General features: G+C 72.2%; 13 protein-coding genes. 5 read left to right on the forward strand and 8 right to left on the reverse strand.

What is annotated here, in order from left to right:
* Positions 1-129 precede the first annotated feature (129 nt).
* From O7618_RS27080 to O7618_RS27095, 4 genes are all read right to left on the reverse strand, one after another.
* Positions 130-1,617 (reverse strand): tannase/feruloyl esterase family alpha/beta hydrolase, encoded by a 1,488-nt coding sequence (locus O7618_RS27080; protein ID WP_278108966.1) that lies wholly within the window; start codon positions 1,615-1,617, stop codon positions 130-132.
* 184 nt (positions 1,618-1,801) lie between these two features.
* Positions 1,802-2,884, reverse strand: coding sequence for a HAMP domain-containing sensor histidine kinase (locus O7618_RS27085; protein ID WP_278110162.1), 1,083 nt, complete (start codon positions 2,882-2,884; stop codon positions 1,802-1,804).
* A 16-nt stretch (positions 2,885-2,900) separates the two neighbouring features.
* Complete coding sequence (locus O7618_RS27090; RefSeq protein ID WP_278108967.1) at positions 2,901-3,584, reverse strand: response regulator transcription factor; 684 nt, start codon at positions 3,582-3,584, stop codon at positions 2,901-2,903.
* Between the two features lie 5 nt (positions 3,585-3,589).
* Positions 3,590-4,396, reverse strand: coding sequence for a VanZ family protein (locus tag O7618_RS27095; RefSeq protein ID WP_278108968.1), 807 nt, complete (start codon positions 4,394-4,396; stop codon positions 3,590-3,592).
* 139 nt (positions 4,397-4,535) lie between these two features.
* On the opposite strand from O7618_RS27095, the gene O7618_RS27100 reads away from it, so the two are divergent.
* From O7618_RS27100 to O7618_RS27110, 3 genes are all read left to right on the forward strand, one after another.
* Complete coding sequence (locus O7618_RS27100) at positions 4,536-4,910, forward strand: hypothetical protein (RefSeq protein ID WP_278108969.1); 375 nt, start codon at positions 4,536-4,538, stop codon at positions 4,908-4,910.
* Between the two features lie 235 nt (positions 4,911-5,145).
* Positions 5,146-7,416 (forward strand): glycoside hydrolase family 44 protein, encoded by a 2,271-nt coding sequence (locus O7618_RS27105; RefSeq protein WP_278108970.1) that lies wholly within the window; start codon positions 5,146-5,148, stop codon positions 7,414-7,416.
* A 345-nt stretch (positions 7,417-7,761) separates the two neighbouring features.
* Positions 7,762-9,288, forward strand: a complete 1,527-nt coding sequence (locus tag O7618_RS27110; protein ID WP_278108971.1) for a non-reducing end alpha-L-arabinofuranosidase family hydrolase — start codon at positions 7,762-7,764, stop codon at positions 9,286-9,288.
* Between the two features lie 54 nt (positions 9,289-9,342).
* Here O7618_RS27110 and O7618_RS27115 read toward each other — a convergent pair whose 3' ends face one another.
* The 4 genes from O7618_RS27115 to O7618_RS27130 form a co-directional block, all read right to left on the reverse strand.
* Complete coding sequence (locus tag O7618_RS27115) at positions 9,343-10,401, reverse strand: ABC transporter ATP-binding protein (RefSeq protein WP_278108972.1); 1,059 nt, start codon at positions 10,399-10,401, stop codon at positions 9,343-9,345.
* Positions 10,398-11,249 (reverse strand): ABC transporter permease, encoded by an 852-nt coding sequence (locus tag O7618_RS27120; RefSeq protein WP_278108973.1) that lies wholly within the window; start codon positions 11,247-11,249, stop codon positions 10,398-10,400. Before O7618_RS27120 ends, O7618_RS27115 begins: the two co-directional genes overlap by 4 nt.
* A 6-nt stretch (positions 11,250-11,255) precedes the next feature.
* Entirely contained in the window at positions 11,256-11,999 is a 744-nt protein-coding gene (gene modA / locus O7618_RS27125; RefSeq protein ID WP_278110163.1) for a molybdate ABC transporter substrate-binding protein, read from the reverse strand.
* Between the two features lie 87 nt (positions 12,000-12,086).
* On the reverse strand, positions 12,087-12,506 hold the full coding sequence (locus O7618_RS27130; RefSeq protein WP_278108974.1) for a TOBE domain-containing protein: 420 nt from the start codon (positions 12,504-12,506) through the stop codon (positions 12,087-12,089).
* A gap of 228 nt (positions 12,507-12,734) precedes the next feature.
* Between O7618_RS27130 and O7618_RS27135 the strand changes: the two genes are divergently transcribed.
* On the forward strand, positions 12,735-13,694 hold the full coding sequence (locus tag O7618_RS27135; protein ID WP_278108975.1) for a TIGR03557 family F420-dependent LLM class oxidoreductase: 960 nt from the start codon (positions 12,735-12,737) through the stop codon (positions 13,692-13,694).
* Between the two features lie 19 nt (positions 13,695-13,713).
* Positions 13,714-14,856, forward strand: coding sequence for a glutathione-independent formaldehyde dehydrogenase (locus O7618_RS27140; RefSeq protein WP_278108976.1), 1,143 nt, complete (start codon positions 13,714-13,716; stop codon positions 14,854-14,856).
* The last annotated feature ends 36 nt before the right edge of the window (positions 14,857-14,892 follow it).

Genomic DNA, 14,892 nt, shown 5'->3' on the forward strand with positions numbered 1-14,892 from the left:
GGGGTGGGCCTTCCGGATCGGAACGGAGCCGAGGCCCTATTATTAAGAGTGTTAACAGTAAAGGTCCAGGGGTAGACCGACTTAAATTTGTCGGACAGCGCCGACGGGCCCGAGGCCCGGGGGTGCGGGTCAGCCCCCGAGGTAGTGGTAGTTCGCGTTCAGGCTGCCCGGCGCGGCCGGCGGTGGGGACAGCGCGTCCGACGGGTCGACGGTGCGGAAGCGCACCAGGTCGGGCGGGTCGGTCGAGGTGATCGTGGGCACGTCGATCGCGTCGGGCGCCTCGCCCCGCTCCACCCAGGACATCAGCGGCGTCAGGAACTCGGGAACGCCGACCTCGCTGGGCCGGTCCACCTCCGGCCCGAACAGACAGTGGTACCCGCCCGGGATCATGTAGAGCCGGGAGAACCGCTGACTCGCCGCGAACCCGCCCGCGTGCCGCTCGACCGCGGCGTACCAGTCGAGCGTCGAGAACGGCGAGATCTGCGCGTCGGCCCAGCCGTGGTAGACGATCAGCTTGCCGCCGTGCGCGCGGAACGTGGACAGGTCGGGTGACGTCGCGTTGTAGACGGCGTCGCCGAGGACCTGGAGCCGGTCGAAGGTAGCCTCGGTGAAGGTGACGTCGTCCAGGGTGAAGTCGGCCGGCGGGTTCTTCGGGTACGCCAGGTTCCTGAAGTACGCCAACGCGATCCTCGCCGCGAACGGGTCCGGCCCGACGAACGAGCCGTTCCAGCTCAGTTCCGACCCGTACGCGAATCCGCCGTTGTAGAGGTTGCGGCGCCGCGCGTCCGACGGCCCGCGGTAGGCCGCGACCGCCACCGCGACCTGCTCGCCGGTCAGGCAGTCGGGCCGGTCGGCGCCCGGGCACCGGATGGACGCGGGCTGGAAGCCGCAGGTCCGAGGATCCTCGATCAGCTCGCCGCAGGCCCGTTGCACGGCGGCGTGCAGCACCGGCAGCTTCGCCGCGGGGAGGATGTCACCCTTGTTCTTCCGCGCCAGCCAGGCGTTGGCCAAGGCGAGCGGCGCCAGGTTGTGCGCGGGCGCGCCGGCCAGGACGCCGTCGAAATCGGTTGGGAACCGCTCGGCGAGGTTCAGGCCCTGCCGGCCGCCCGTGGAGCAGCCGTCGAAGTAGCGGTAGGCCGGTCCGTGGCCGTAGAACGCTCCGGTCACCACGTCGGCGAACACCCTGAGCTTGTGCTCCGAGGTCAGTCCGAAGTCGATCCGGGCCGCCAGGTCGTGCGCCCCCCAGTTGCCGTCGCCGAGGTCGGCGCCGGTGTGCCCGCTGTCGGAGGCGGCCAGCACGATCCGCTTGTCCACCGCGGGCGCGCACCGGAATCCGAACAGCGGCAGGGTCAGGTCGGGCACCGCGCCGCAGAGGCCGCTGCAACCCTGCTGGACGTACTGCCCGGTCCAGTTGCGCAGCGGCAGCTTGATCTCGTATCTCTCGTGCGGCGGCAGCGTGCCCCGCACGTCGCAGTAGTCGGCGTCCGCCACCGCGGACTCCACGCCGGGCAGCCGGGTCAGCCCGGCGCAGCCACCCGGCGCGGCCCGGGCGGACGGCGGCGGCGGCAGGATCATGATCGCCAGGGCGGCCAGCACGGCCGTCGATGTTCGCCTCATGGTTCCCGACGCTACGGACGCGGCGCGCCTGCCGGATCGGTCCACGGAACGGCTTCCGACTCGGTCTCCCGACGGAGCGCCGACCTCGGGTGAGAAGGGGACCCCTCTCTACCGGAGGCGTTAAGAGGGGGCCCCGCCTTGCACGCCGGAGGATCTGCTCGGCGTGGTCCCCGGCGGCGGGTCGTCAGGTCGGGCCGGGCAGCCGCACCGTGACGACGAGCCCGCCGGCCCGACCGCACGCCAGATCGAGCGTACCGCCGTGGGCGTGGACGACGCTGCGCACGATGGCCAGGCCGAGGCCGGCGCCCGCGTGCCCGTCGGCGCGTACCCGTGTGGTGCCTCGCCGGAACGGCTCGGTGAGCGTCGGCACCAGGTCCGGTCGGAGCGAGGGCCCGGTGTTCGCCACCCGCAGCACGGCGCTGTCGCCGGACGCCGCGGTGTGCACCGTCACCGTGCCACCTTCGGACCGGTTGTGGACGACGGCGTTCTGCACGAGGTTGGCCACCATCCGCAGCAGCAGCTCCGCGGAGCCGCTGGTCAGGGCCGGGCCGCCGGTGACGTCGAGGGCGACCCGGCGCTGCTCGGCGACGGGGAGCAGCGTCTCGGTGGCCTCCTCGGCGAGCAGGGAGAGGTCGACCCGCTCGCGGGTGGCGACCCCGCGGTCGCCGCGACCGAGCAGCAGAAGCGCCTCGGTGAGGTCGATCGCCCGCCGGTTGACCTCGTGCAGGCGCGCGACGAGTTCGTCGCGGTCCCGCGTCGGGTCCTCGCGGGCGACGTCGAGCAGCGTCCGCGAGATCGCCAGCGGGGTACGCAGCTCGTGCGAGGCGTTCGCGGCGAACCGCCGCTGCTCGGCGACGTGCGACTCGAGCTGGTCGAGCATCGTGTCGAACGCGTCGGAGAGTTCCCGGAACTCGTCCCGCCGACCGGGCATCCGGATCCGTCGGGACAGCGATCCGGTCCCGGCGGTCCGGGCCGCCTCCGTGATCCGGGTCAGCGGGGCGAGCATCCGGCCGGCGAGGATCCAGCCGCCGAGGAGCCCGAACGCCAGCAGGAACGCCAGCGTCTCGGCCGCCCTCGGCGCGAAGACGCGCAGCAGGTTGGACCGGACCGGGAAGACGCCGGGGGTGAGCGTGTCGGCGGAGCCGGGGACGATGAGCATGGCCCGGTCGGGGACGTACCGCAGCAGGAACACCCAGACGGCGGTGAGCAGCAGGGCGCCGGCCAGCACGAGGAACCCGGCATAGCTGAGGGTGAGCTTGGCGCGCACGCTCAACCCCGGTCTCCTAGCCACGCTCGTCCCCGGTCGCCGGCGTCTGGATGCGGTAGCCGACGCCGGGCACGGTGGCGATGACCCAGGGTTCGCCGAGCCGCTTGCGCAGCGCGGAGACCGTGATGCGCACCGCGTTGGTGAACGGGTCGGCGTGCGCGTCCCAGGCCCGTTCCAGCAGTTCCTCGGCGCCCACCACCCCGCCCTCCGCGGCGACCAGGACCTCCAGCACGGCGAACTGTTTGCGGGTGAGCGCGACGTGGCGCCCGTCGCGGAAGACCTCGCGCCGGAAGGGATCGAGCCGGAGGCCCGCGATCCGGCGCACCGGAGGCCGGGCGTGCCCGCGCCGGCGGTCCAGCGCTCTCAGCCGCAGGACGAGTTCGCGCAGCTCGAACGGCTTGGTGAGATAGTCGTCGGCGCCCAGCTCGAACCCGGATGCCTTGTCGTCGATCCGGTCGGCGGCGGTGAGCATGAGGATGGGGATGCCGCTGCCGGAGGCCACGATGTGCCGGGCGACCTCGTCGCCGGAGGGCCCGGGGATGTCCCGGTCGAGCACCGCCAGGTCGTACGCGTTCACGCCGAGCAGTTCCAGGGCGGTGTGCCCGTCGCCGGCGATGTCGGCGGCGATCGCCGCCAGCCGCAGACCGTCCCGGACGGCCTCGGCCAGGTAGGGCTCGTCCTCCACGACCAGTACCCGCATGCGACTCAGTCTGCCCCGGCCGGCACCGGCCGCGGTCGCTCCGGCGCCGGCGTCCCGGTCCGCCACCAGCGGCGCGACGCGAGCCCGAACAGCGCGGCACCGACCGCGTTGACCAGCACGTCGTCCACGGACGAGACCCGGTCCAGGCGCAGCACCCACTGCAGGGTCTCGACCACCGCCGAGCAGCCCGCCCCGAGCGCGAGCAGCCGTGGCACGGACGCCAGAGCCGCGAACCGCATCGGCGCGAAGAACCCCAGCGCCGCGAGGACCAGCAGGTTGCCGCCGATCCCGAGCGGTCCCATGGTGACCAGGTCGCGCAGCGGGGCCAGGCTCACCCGACCTGGAACGACACCCGCGCCGGGTCCCGGCATCAGCGTCATCCAGACGAACGGCACCGTGCCGTAGACCATCCCCACCTCGGCCAGCGACGACCGCCACGGCGAGGTGGCGCCGGCGGCCCGACTGCGACGGGCCAGCGCCCACACCGCGAGCGCGGCCAGCGGCAGCCCGACCAGCGTCATGAGCACGACGCCGTTCTCGGTGTCGAAGCAGCCGTGCCACCGGCCGGCCCGGCAGGCCGGGGCGGCCATCAGCAGCGGTCGGCGCACGACGAACACCGCGGCGGCCAGGCCGAGGGCGGCGAGCACGACGAGCACCGTGGCCGGTGTACGGCGGGAGCCGCCCTTGCCCAGGATCATGTCGACCCGGCCGGTCTGCCCCACCTGACGAAGCTGACGCCGGCTGTCGGATCCCTGCCCATGCTCGTGCTCCTTCCGGTCGATGTGGTCGCGGTCGCCTTCCCCCTCAGCCAAGACGCCGGGATGTTGCGAGGGCGTATGCGTTTTCCGATCCGGGCAGACACGATGTTCGAGACATCTGCCTTGAAGGGTTCGTCGCCTAGGCTGGACTGCACACGGGGCCAGCAAGGTGTGACGCCGGCAAGGAGGACTGATGGCGGGATCCGTGACCGGTCCGGCCGAGCCTCCCCCGCACATCCGGTTCGTGTCGTCGGAGCCGGACGAGGCACGCGAGTTCATCGGCCGGCTGTACGACTCGCACCTGCGGGTCGGCGACGCGGTCGACGGCGGCATGTGGGTCGGCTTCGACCGTCTGGAGTTCGGCGACGTCAACCTGAGCGCGGTGCGGGTCGCGGCGGACCTCGACTTCCGGATGGAGGGCGGCGACCAGGTGCTCATCGGCACCGTCAAGGCCGGCCGGGTGGACTACTCGCGGGGTCGGGACACCGCCCGCTACGGGCCCGGCGACACATCACCCCGCTGGCCTATCTGCACCGGGTCCGTCTCGACAAGGCGCGGGAGGACCTGACTCGGGTCACGGCCGGCGACGACGGGACCGTCACGTCGATCGCGCACCGCTGGGGCTTCGCCGACCCCTCCCGCTTCGCCGAGCGCTACCGCGAGGAGTACGGCGAGACACCCGGCCGGACGCTGCGGCACTGATCCCCGTCGGCCGCCGACGTGTTGACGCGGCCGGGGAATCAGGGCAGGCTGTGGCAGCGCTCCCAACGGCGAGCTTCGATTTCCTCAGGAAGGAAGAGCTCGTGCGTCCCACCACAGCACTGCTCCCGGTCGTGCTTGCCGCCACCCTCGGTGGCCTGGCCCTGCCGGCACCCGCCCAGGCGGCGGCCGGCCCGGCGCTGGCCGTCGACGTGACCGCCGGCCGCCACGCCATCAGCCCGTACGTCTACGGCATGAACTTCGCCGACGAGGCCCTCGCCCGGGAGCTGCGGCTACCGGTGCACCGCTACGGCGGCAACGCCACCACCCGCTACAACTTCCGCACCGACACCACGAACCGCGCCTCGGACTGGTACTTCGAGAACATCCCGAACGACAACCCGGACCCGGCCAGCCTGCCCGACGGCTCGGAGAGCGACCGCTTCGTGCAGCGGAACAAGGCCACCGGCACCGACACGATCATGACCGTGCCGATGATCGGCTGGGTCGCCAAGGACCGGGCCCGGTCGTGCGGCTTCAGCGTCGCCAAGTACGGCCCGCAGGAGTCCACCGACCAGTGGGCGCCGGACTGCGGCAACGGGAAGAAGCCGGACGGCACCCTGATCACCGGCAACGACCCGGAGGACACCAGCGTGGCGGCCGGGCCGGAGTACGTCCGCGACTTCGTCACCCACCTGAAGGACCGGTTCGGCGCGGCCGGTGCCGGCGGGGTCCGGTTCTACAACCTGGACAACGAGCCGGACCTGTGGCACGCCACCCACCGCGACGTCCGACCGGTCGGGCTGGGCTACGACGAGTTGCGTGACCGCACCTACGACTACGCCGCGGCGATCAAGGCGGCCGACCCCGGCGCGAAGACGCTCGGCCCGGTCGGCTGGGGACTGAACTCGATCTTCTACTCCGGGCTGGACCAGGACACCTGCTCCCGCACCGGCTGCTGGTCGAATCCGCCGGACAAGGCCGCGCACGGCGGCCAGGACCTCGGCCCGTGGTACCTGGACCGGATGCGGGAGTACGAGCAGCAGCACGGCACCCGGATCCTCGACTACTTCGACGTCCACCTCTACCCGCAGCAGTCCGGCGTCAGCGGGTCCGGCGCGGGCAACGCCACCACCCAGGCGCTGCGACTGCGCTCGACGCGCCAGCTCTGGGACCCGACGTACATCGACGAGAGCTGGATCAACCAGCCGGTCCGCTTCATCCCGCGGATGCGCGAGCTGGCCGACCAGCACTACCCGGGCACGAAGATCGCGATGACCGAGTACAGCTGGGGCGGGTACGGCTCGCTCAACGGCGCGCTCGCCCAGGCCGACGTGCTCGGCATCTTCGGCCGGGAAGGTCTCGACCTGGCCAGCCTCTGGACCGCGCCGACCGCCGACCAGCCGGTGGCCGACGCCTTCCGGATCTACCGCAACTACGACGGCGCCGGCGGCGCGTTCGGCGAGACCTCCGTCCGGGCCACCAGCGCCGACCAGGACAAGCTGGCCGTGTACGCGGCCGAACGCACCGCCGACAAGGCGTTGACCCTGGTCGTGGTCAACAAGAGCGGCGACGACCTGACCAGCCCGGTGGCCCTCACCGGCGCCTCGGCCGGCGCCGCCCAGGTCTACCGCTACAGCGGAGCCGACCTCACCGGGATCGTCCGCGAGGTCGACCAGCCGGTGACCGCCGGCGGTTTCACCGCCACCTTCCCGGCGAACTCCATCACCCACCTGGTGCTGCCGCGCGGGACCACCCCCGGTGACACGAAGCCGCCGACCGCGCCGGGCAGGCCGACCGCCGGCACGATCACCGCCGACAGCGTCGCGCTGAGCTGGGCGCCGTCCACCGACGACGTCGGCGTCACCGGGTACGACGTGCACCGGGTCGACGCCGCCGGCACCGTGAAGGTGGGCAGCGCCACCGGCGCCACCTACACGGTGACCGGGTTGACGCCGGACACCCCGTACACCTTCGTGGTGACCGCCCGGGACGCGGCGGGGAACGCCTCGGCGGCCTCGCCCGGGCTGGCGGTGCGGACCGCACCGGCCGCCCCGACCGGCGGTTGCGCGGTCGGCTGGACGGCGAACAGTTGGCCGGGCGGCTTCACCGCGACCGTGACGATCAAGAACACCGGCACCACCGCCATCGACGGCTGGAAGCTCGCGTTCGACTTCCCCACCACCGGCCAGAAGGTCGGTCAGGGCTGGTCGGCCACCTGGAAGCAGAGCGGGGTGGGCGTGACCGCGGAGAGCCTGAGCTGGAACGGCACGCTGGCCCCCGGAGCGTCCACGAGCATCGGCTTCAACGGCACGTGGAGCGGCACCAACCCGGCACCCACCGCGTTCGACCTCAACGGCCGACGCTGCGCCTGACCGCCGCGCGGTCGCATGAGTACCGGCGTCGCAATCCCGCCGGTGCGGCGCCCCGCCCGGCCACGCTTCCGGTGTGGCCGGGCGGGGCGCCGCGGTGGGCATGGGAACTGTGGCATGTGCTGCCGTCGATGTTAGCGCCATCATCGGCCGCCGACCGATGATTCGAAAAAGTTACGACTTGACGAACGTCATGTTATCGCCCACATTCGATGGTCAAGGGCGAGGCGAGGACTCACCGGGCAGGTCTCCCTTGTCGAGATTTCGTGTACGCGTGAGTGCGCGGCATCTTGTGAGCGCTAACAACCGGATGGGCCGCCGTCCGGGCTCCAGTCATCGAGGAGGATCATGTTTGGCTTCGGTAGGTCCCCATCGGTCACCTCGCCGCCGGCACGGCGGCGGGGGTGGCTGCCGCGGGTGGTCGCGACCGGCGTGACGGCGGTGCTGGCCGGCGTCGGCGCCACGGCGGTGCTGTCGTCCCCGGCCGCCGCGGCCACTGTCGACACGAGCGCCTGGTACGTGCTGGTCAACCGCAACAGCGGCAAGGCCCTGGACGTCTACAACCTGGCCACCAACGACGGCGCGCGGATCGTGCAGTGGGCGCGCAACAACGGCAACCAGCAGCAGTGGCAGTTCGTCGACTCGGGCGGCGGCTACTACCGCCTGCGGTCCCGGCTCTCCGGCAAGGTGCTGGACGTCTACAACTTCTCCACCGCCAACGGCGGCAACATCGTCCAGTGGGCCGACGCCAACGGAACCAACCAGCAGTTCCGGCTGGCCGACTCCGACAGCGGCTACGTCCGGCTGATCAACCGGAACAGCAACAAGGTGGTGGAGGTGCAGGGCGCGTCGACCGCCGACGGCGGCAGCATCGTCCAGTACGACGACTGGAACGGCAGCAACCAGCAGTGGCAGCTCGTCCGCGTCGACGGCGGGGGCAACCCCACCACGCCGCCGCCGGGCGGCACCTGCAACCTGCCCTCGTCGTACCGGTGGTCGTCGACCGGCCCGCTGGCGCAGCCCAAGTCGGGCTGGGCGTCGCTGAAGGACTTCACCGTCGCGCCCTACAACGGCCGACACCTGGTGTACGCCACCACGCACGACTTCGGCTCGTCGTGGGGCTCGATGAACTTCAGCCCGTTCACCAACTGGTCGGACATGGCCTCGGCCAGCCAGAACACCATGAACCAGGGCACCGTCGCGCCGACGCTGTTCTACTTCGCCCCGCGCAACATCTGGGTGCTCGCCTACCAGTGGGGCGGCACCGCGTTCTCCTACAAGACCTCCACCGACCCGACCAACCCCAACGGCTGGTCCTCGGCGCAGCCACTGTTCACCGGCAGCATCTCCGGCTCCGGCACCGGCCCCATCGACCAGACCCTGATCGCCGACAGCCAGAACATGTACCTCTTCTTCGCCGGCGACAACGGCAAGATCTACCGAGCCAGCATGCCGATCGGCAACTTCCCCGGCAACTTCGGCTCCACCTACACCACCGTCATGAGCGACAGCACCAACAACCTCTTCGAAGCCGTGCAGGTCTACAAGCTCCAGGGCCAGACCCGCTACCTCATGATCGTCGAAGCCATCGGCGCCCAGGGCCGCTACTTCCGCTCCTTCACCGCCACCAGCCTGAACGGCTCGTGGACCCCCAACGCCGCCACCGAGAGCAACCCCTTCGCCGGCAAGGCCAACAGCGGCGCCACCTGGACCAACGACATCAGCCACGGCGAACTGATCCGCACCACCGCCGACCAGACCTTCACCGTCGACCCCTGCAACCTGCAACTGCTCTACCAGGGCCGCTCCCCCAACTCCGGCGGCGACTACGGCCTCCTGCCCTACCGCCCCGGCCTGCTCACCCTCCAACGCTGACACCCGGCGAATCGGATCGAGGGCCGGTCTCCCCACCCCGGGGAGGCCGGCCCGTCAGGCTGGGTAGGCCCGGGTCTCGACGGCCTTCACGGCGGCCCAGACCGGCCGGCCCGGGGCCAGGTCGAGGTGGCTGGCGGCGGCCGGCGTGATGTCGGCGGCGACCGCGATCGGGCCGTCCAGTTGCACCCGCAGGTTGTCGCCGTGGCGTTGCAGCCCGGCGATGACGGCCGGCCAGGCGTTTCGCGGGCTGCCGTCCGGCCGGCGCGGGTGCAGGGCGACGGCCGACGGTGGGAACGCGACGAACGCGTCGCCGTGCAGGGCGTCCGCCACGGTCAGGGTGAGCCGGTCGTCGACGCGTACGGCGTGGCCGTCGGCGGCGCCGCGGTAGAGGTTGAGGCCGACGAGACGGGCGACGTAGTCGGTGCGCGGCTGCGCGGTGATGGTGGCGGCGTCGCCCTCCTGCACCACCCGGCCGTCCTCGATGATGACGAGCCGGTCGGCCAGCACCAGGGCGTCCAACGGATCGTGGGTGACGAGCAGCGCGGCGCCGGCGTGGGCGTCGAGGTGCCGGTGCAGTTCGGCCCGGGTGTCGAGCCGGGTGCGGGCGTCGAGCGCGGCGAGCGGCTCGTCGAGCAGCAGCAGCACCGGGTCGACGGCCAGGGCCCGGGCGAGCGCCACCCGCTGCGCCTGCCCGCCGGAGAGCTGCCGTGGCCGGCTGCGCGCCTGGTCGGTCAGGCCGACCCGGTCCAGCCAGTCCGCGGCCCGACGTCGTGCGCCGCGCCTGTCGACGCCGTGTCGTCGCGGCCCGAAGGCGACGTTGTCCAGCGCGCTCAGATGCGGAAAGAGCAGGTAGTCCTGGAAGACCACGCCGATCGGCCGGTGCTCCGGCGGCGTCCAGCGGCGCTGCCCTGGCCGGTCGACGTCGCGCCCGGCCAGGGCCACGTGGCCGGCGGTCAGCGGTTGCAGGCCGGCGAGCGCACGCAGGGCGGTGGTCTTGCCGGCGCCGTTGGGGCCCAGCAGCGCGACCACCTCGCCGGCGTCGATCCGCAGGGGCAGGTCCAGGCGGAAGGCGGGCCGGCCGACGACCAGGTGAGCGTCCACGATCGGGCTCATGCGCTGGTGATCCACCTGTCCCGTAGGCCGGCGAGGATGGCCACCGACACGGTCAGCAGGACCAGGCTGAGCACCACCGCGCCGTCCAGGTCGCCACCCTCGATGGTCTGGTAGACCGCCAGCGGCATGGTCTGGGTGATGCCGGGATAGTTGCCGGCGAAGGTGATGGTGGCGCCGAACTCGCCCAGCGCCCGGGCCCAGCAGAGCACCGCCCCGGCGGCCACGCCCGGCGCCACCAGGGGCAGGGTGACGTGGGTGAACGTGGTCCAGCGCCCGGCGCCGAGGGTGGCGGCGGCCTCCTCGTAGCGGGCGTCGGCCCCGCGCAGCGCGCCCTCCACGGCGATCACCAGGAACGGCATGGCGACGAACGCCTCCGCGACGACCACGCCGGTGGTGGTGAACGGCAGCGTGAAGCCGAACGTGCCGTCCAGCCACTCCCCGAGCAGCCCCCGCCTGCCGAACACCAGCAGCAGCGCCACCCCGCCGACCACGGGTGGCAGCACCAGCGGAACCGTGACCAGCGCCCGGACCAGCCGGCGGCCGGGGAACCGGGCGCGGGCCAGCAACCAGGCCAGGGGTACGCCCAGCAGCAGGCACACGACGGTGGCGGCGGTGGCGGTCTGCAACGACAGCCGTAACGCGGTCAACGCGCCCGGTTCGGTGAGCCGTTGCGGCAGGGTGGTCCACGGGGCCCGGACCACCAGGCCGGCCAGCGGCAGCACCAGGAACAGCAGGCCCAGCAGCGCCGGTGCGAGCAGGGCGGCCGGCGCCCGTTGCGTCCGACGGCGGCGCGGCGGCCCGCCCGACTCGGGAGGTGCCGCCGTGTCACGGGCGCCGGTCGAGGTCATCGCCGGTCAGGGGGTCTGGAAGCCGGCGGCGGTCAGGACGGAGGTGCCCCGGTCGGAGCGCACGTACGCGACGAAGGCCCGGGCGGCGGGCCGGTTCGGCGCGTTCTTCAGCACCACGATGGGGTAGTCGTTGATCGCGCCGGCGGACTCGGGGAATTCCACGCCGTCGACGTCCGCGGCGGCCGCCCGGGCGTCGGTGCGGTAGACCAGCGCGGCGTCCACCTCGCCGAGCTTCACCTTGGACAGCGCGCCCTTGACGTCCTGCTCCAGGGTGACCGGGGTGAGCGTGACCCGCGCGGCGGCCAGCGCCTTGGTCGCCGCCGCGCCGCAGGGCACCTGCTCGGCGCAGAGCGCCACCTTCAGGCCGGGCCTGGTGAGGTCGGCCAGCGCCCGGACGCCCTTCGGATTGCCCCTGGCCACGGCGATGACGAGCTGGTTCCGGACGAACGTGGTGGGGCTGCCGTCGGCGTTGCCGGCGTCGGTGACCGACTGCATGTTCTTCGGCGCGGCGGAGGCGAACACGTCCGCGGGGGCGCCCTGGTTGATCTGGTTGGCCAGCGTGGAGCTGCCGGCGAAGTTGAACGTGACCTTCACGCCGGGGTTGGCGGCCTCGAAGTCCTTGCCGATCGTGGTGAACGACTCGGTCAGGGACGCCGCCGCGAACACCGTCACCGAGCCGGTCACCCCGGAGGTCGAGCCGCTCGGCGCGGAGCCGGCCCCGCCGGTGTCGCAGCCGGCCAGCCCCGCCATCGCCAGGGCGGTCGCCCCGGCCAGCGCGGCGCGCGCGAGACGTCTACCCACCACGTGCTCCTCCTCGTGAATCCCGGGTGCGCCGGCTCATCCGCCGACCCGTGCCCGGTGGGTCGGGGCCGACCGCTCCACCACCACGGTGGTCGACTTGATCACCGCGAACGCGACCGACCCGACCCGCAGCCCCAACTCCTCGACCGCCTCCCGGCTCATCAACGAGACGATCCGGAACGGCCCGGCCTGGATGTCCACCTGGGCCATCACCGTGTCCTTGGCGACCGCGGTCACGATCCCCCGCAGGCGGTTGCGCGCCGACGACTCCTCGGACCGGCCGTTCGCCTCGCCGGCCTGCTCGCGGACGAACCCGGCCAGCTCGACGCCGTCGACCACCCGGTGGCCCTGCTCGTCGCGGGAGGCCGCCAGCCGGCCCGCGTCGACCCAGCGGCGCACCGTGTCGGCGCTCACCCCGAGCAGCTCCGCGGCCTCCCCGATCCGAAAAACCGTCACGCCAGGCACTCTACCGACGCGCATGTACTAGGGGAAGATCGCATATCGCCTCGTGTTTGCGCCAGGAATGCGGTCATCGGGTCGGCAGGTGCGGATAGCTTTGCCGGATTGCGCGGCGGGCCCGGCGTACTGAACCAACGGCCAGCAGGTTTTTCCGGTCCGCCGGTTTCCGGCGCGTCCGAGGGGAAAGCTCGGAGGAGAAGCCAGCGCCCAGAGTCGGGAGGCGCCATGAAGATCGGTTACAAGCTGTCCAGCGAGGGATTCGGGCCGGACGAACTCGTCCGGCAGGCCGTCCGGGCCGAGCAGGCCGGCTTCGACTTCGTCGAGATGAGCGACCACTTCCACCCCTGGCTCGACGGGCAGGGGCACTCGTCGTTCACCTGGACCGTCTTCGGCGTGATCGCCGCGAAGACCGATCGGATCGGCCTGGCCACCGGGGTGACCTGCCCGACCGTGCGCTACCACCCGGCGATCATCGCGCAGGCCGCGGCCACCCTGGCCATCGTCTCCGACGGCCGGTTCACGCTCGGGGTGGGGGCCGGGGAGCGGCTCAACGAGCACGTCGTCGGTCAGGGCTTCCCGAGCGTACGAGGGCGGCACGAGCGGCTGCGCGAGGCGCTGGAGATCATCCGGCTGCTCTGGCGCGGCGGGTACCGGTCCTACGAGGGTAAACACCTCCAGTTGGAGGACGCGCGCGTGTTCGACCTGCCCGACGAGTTGCCGGTGATCGCGGTGGCGGCGAGCGGTCCGGTGTCGGCGGGGATCGCCGCCGAGTACGGCGACGGGCTGTTCGCCACCGAGCCGAAGCCGGAGCTGGTCGAGGCGTACCGGAAGGGTGGTGGCGACGGCCCGCGCTACGCCGAGGTGCCGGTGGCCTGGGCGGCCGACGAGCAGCAGGCGGTACGGGCGGCCTGGGAGACCAGCCGGTGGGCGGTCACCGGGTGGAGGGTGATGAGCGAGTTGCCGAACCCGGTGAACTTCGAGGCCGCCTCCCGGACCGTGACCGAGGACGACATCCGGCAGCAGTTCGCGGTCGGTCCCGACCCGGAGACCCACGTGGCGGCGGTGCGCACGTACGTCGACGCGGGCTTCGACCACCTCGTGCTGCAGAACGCCGGCCCGGACCCGGACGGTTTCCTCGACTTCTACCGCGACACGCTCGCCGAGCGGCTCCGCGCCCTTGGCTGACCCGATCCGGAGGTTCACCGTGAAGGCACTTGTCTACCGAGGTCCCCGCGACGTCGCCGTCGAGGACCGGCCCGACCCGACGATCCAGGCCCCCACCGACGCGATCATCCGCATCACCACCACCAACATCTGCGGCTCCGACCTGCACATGTACGAGGGACGCACCTCGGTCGAGGAGGGCAAGATCCTCGGTCACGAGAACATGGGGGTCGTCGAGGCGGTCGGCGACGCGCTCACCCGGATCAGCGTCGGCGACCGGGTGTCCGTGCCGTTCAACATCGCCTGCGGCACCTGCCGGAACTGTCTGCACGGCTGGACCAGCTTCTGCCTGCGCACCAACCCGACCGAGGGGATGGACGGCGCGGCCTACGGCTACGCCAACATGGGCCCGTACGACGGCGGGCAGGCCCAGTACCTACGGGTGCCGTACGCGGACGTCAACCTGCTGCGCCTGCCGTCCGGCACCGAGCACGAGAACGACTTCACCATGCTGTCGGACATCTTCCCGACCGGCTGGCACGGCACCGAACTCGCCGGGCAGGCCCCGGGCGACACGGTCGCGGTGTTCGGCGCGGGCCCGGTCGGGCTGATGGCCGCCCACAGCGCGATGATCAAGGGCGCCGACCGGGTGTTCGTGGTGGACAAGGAGGCCGACCGCCTGGCCATGGCCGGCAAGCTCGGCGCGATCCCGATCAACTTCGCCGAGGGCGACCCGGTCCAGCAGATCATGGACGCCACCGACGGCGTGGGCGCGGACTGCGGCGTGGAGGCCGTCGGTTACCAGGCCCACGACCCGTCCGGTGACGAGCACCCGGAGCTGGTGCTGGACAACCTGGTCAGCGTGGTCCGCTCCACCGGCGGGATCGGCGTGGTCGGGGTCTACGTGCCGCAGGACCCGAACGGCCCGGACAAGCAGGCGCGGGAGGGCCGGATCGGCTGGCAGTACGGCACCTTCTTCACCAAGGGCCAGCGGATGGGCACCGGCCAGGCTCCGGTGATGCGCTACAACCGGCAGCTCCGGGACCTGATCATCGCCGGCCGCGCCCAGCCGTCGTTCCTCGTCTCGCACGAACTGCCGCTGGCCGAGGCGCCGGAGGCGTACGGGCACTTCGACCGGCGCGAGCACGGCTGGACGAAGGTGCTGCTGCATCCCAACGACTGAGTACGCGTACGGATGGCGGGAGCGGCCGGGGCGACC

This window comes from Micromonospora sp. WMMD980 (assembly GCF_029626035.1).
Classification (GTDB): domain Bacteria; phylum Actinomycetota; class Actinomycetes; order Mycobacteriales; family Micromonosporaceae; genus Micromonospora.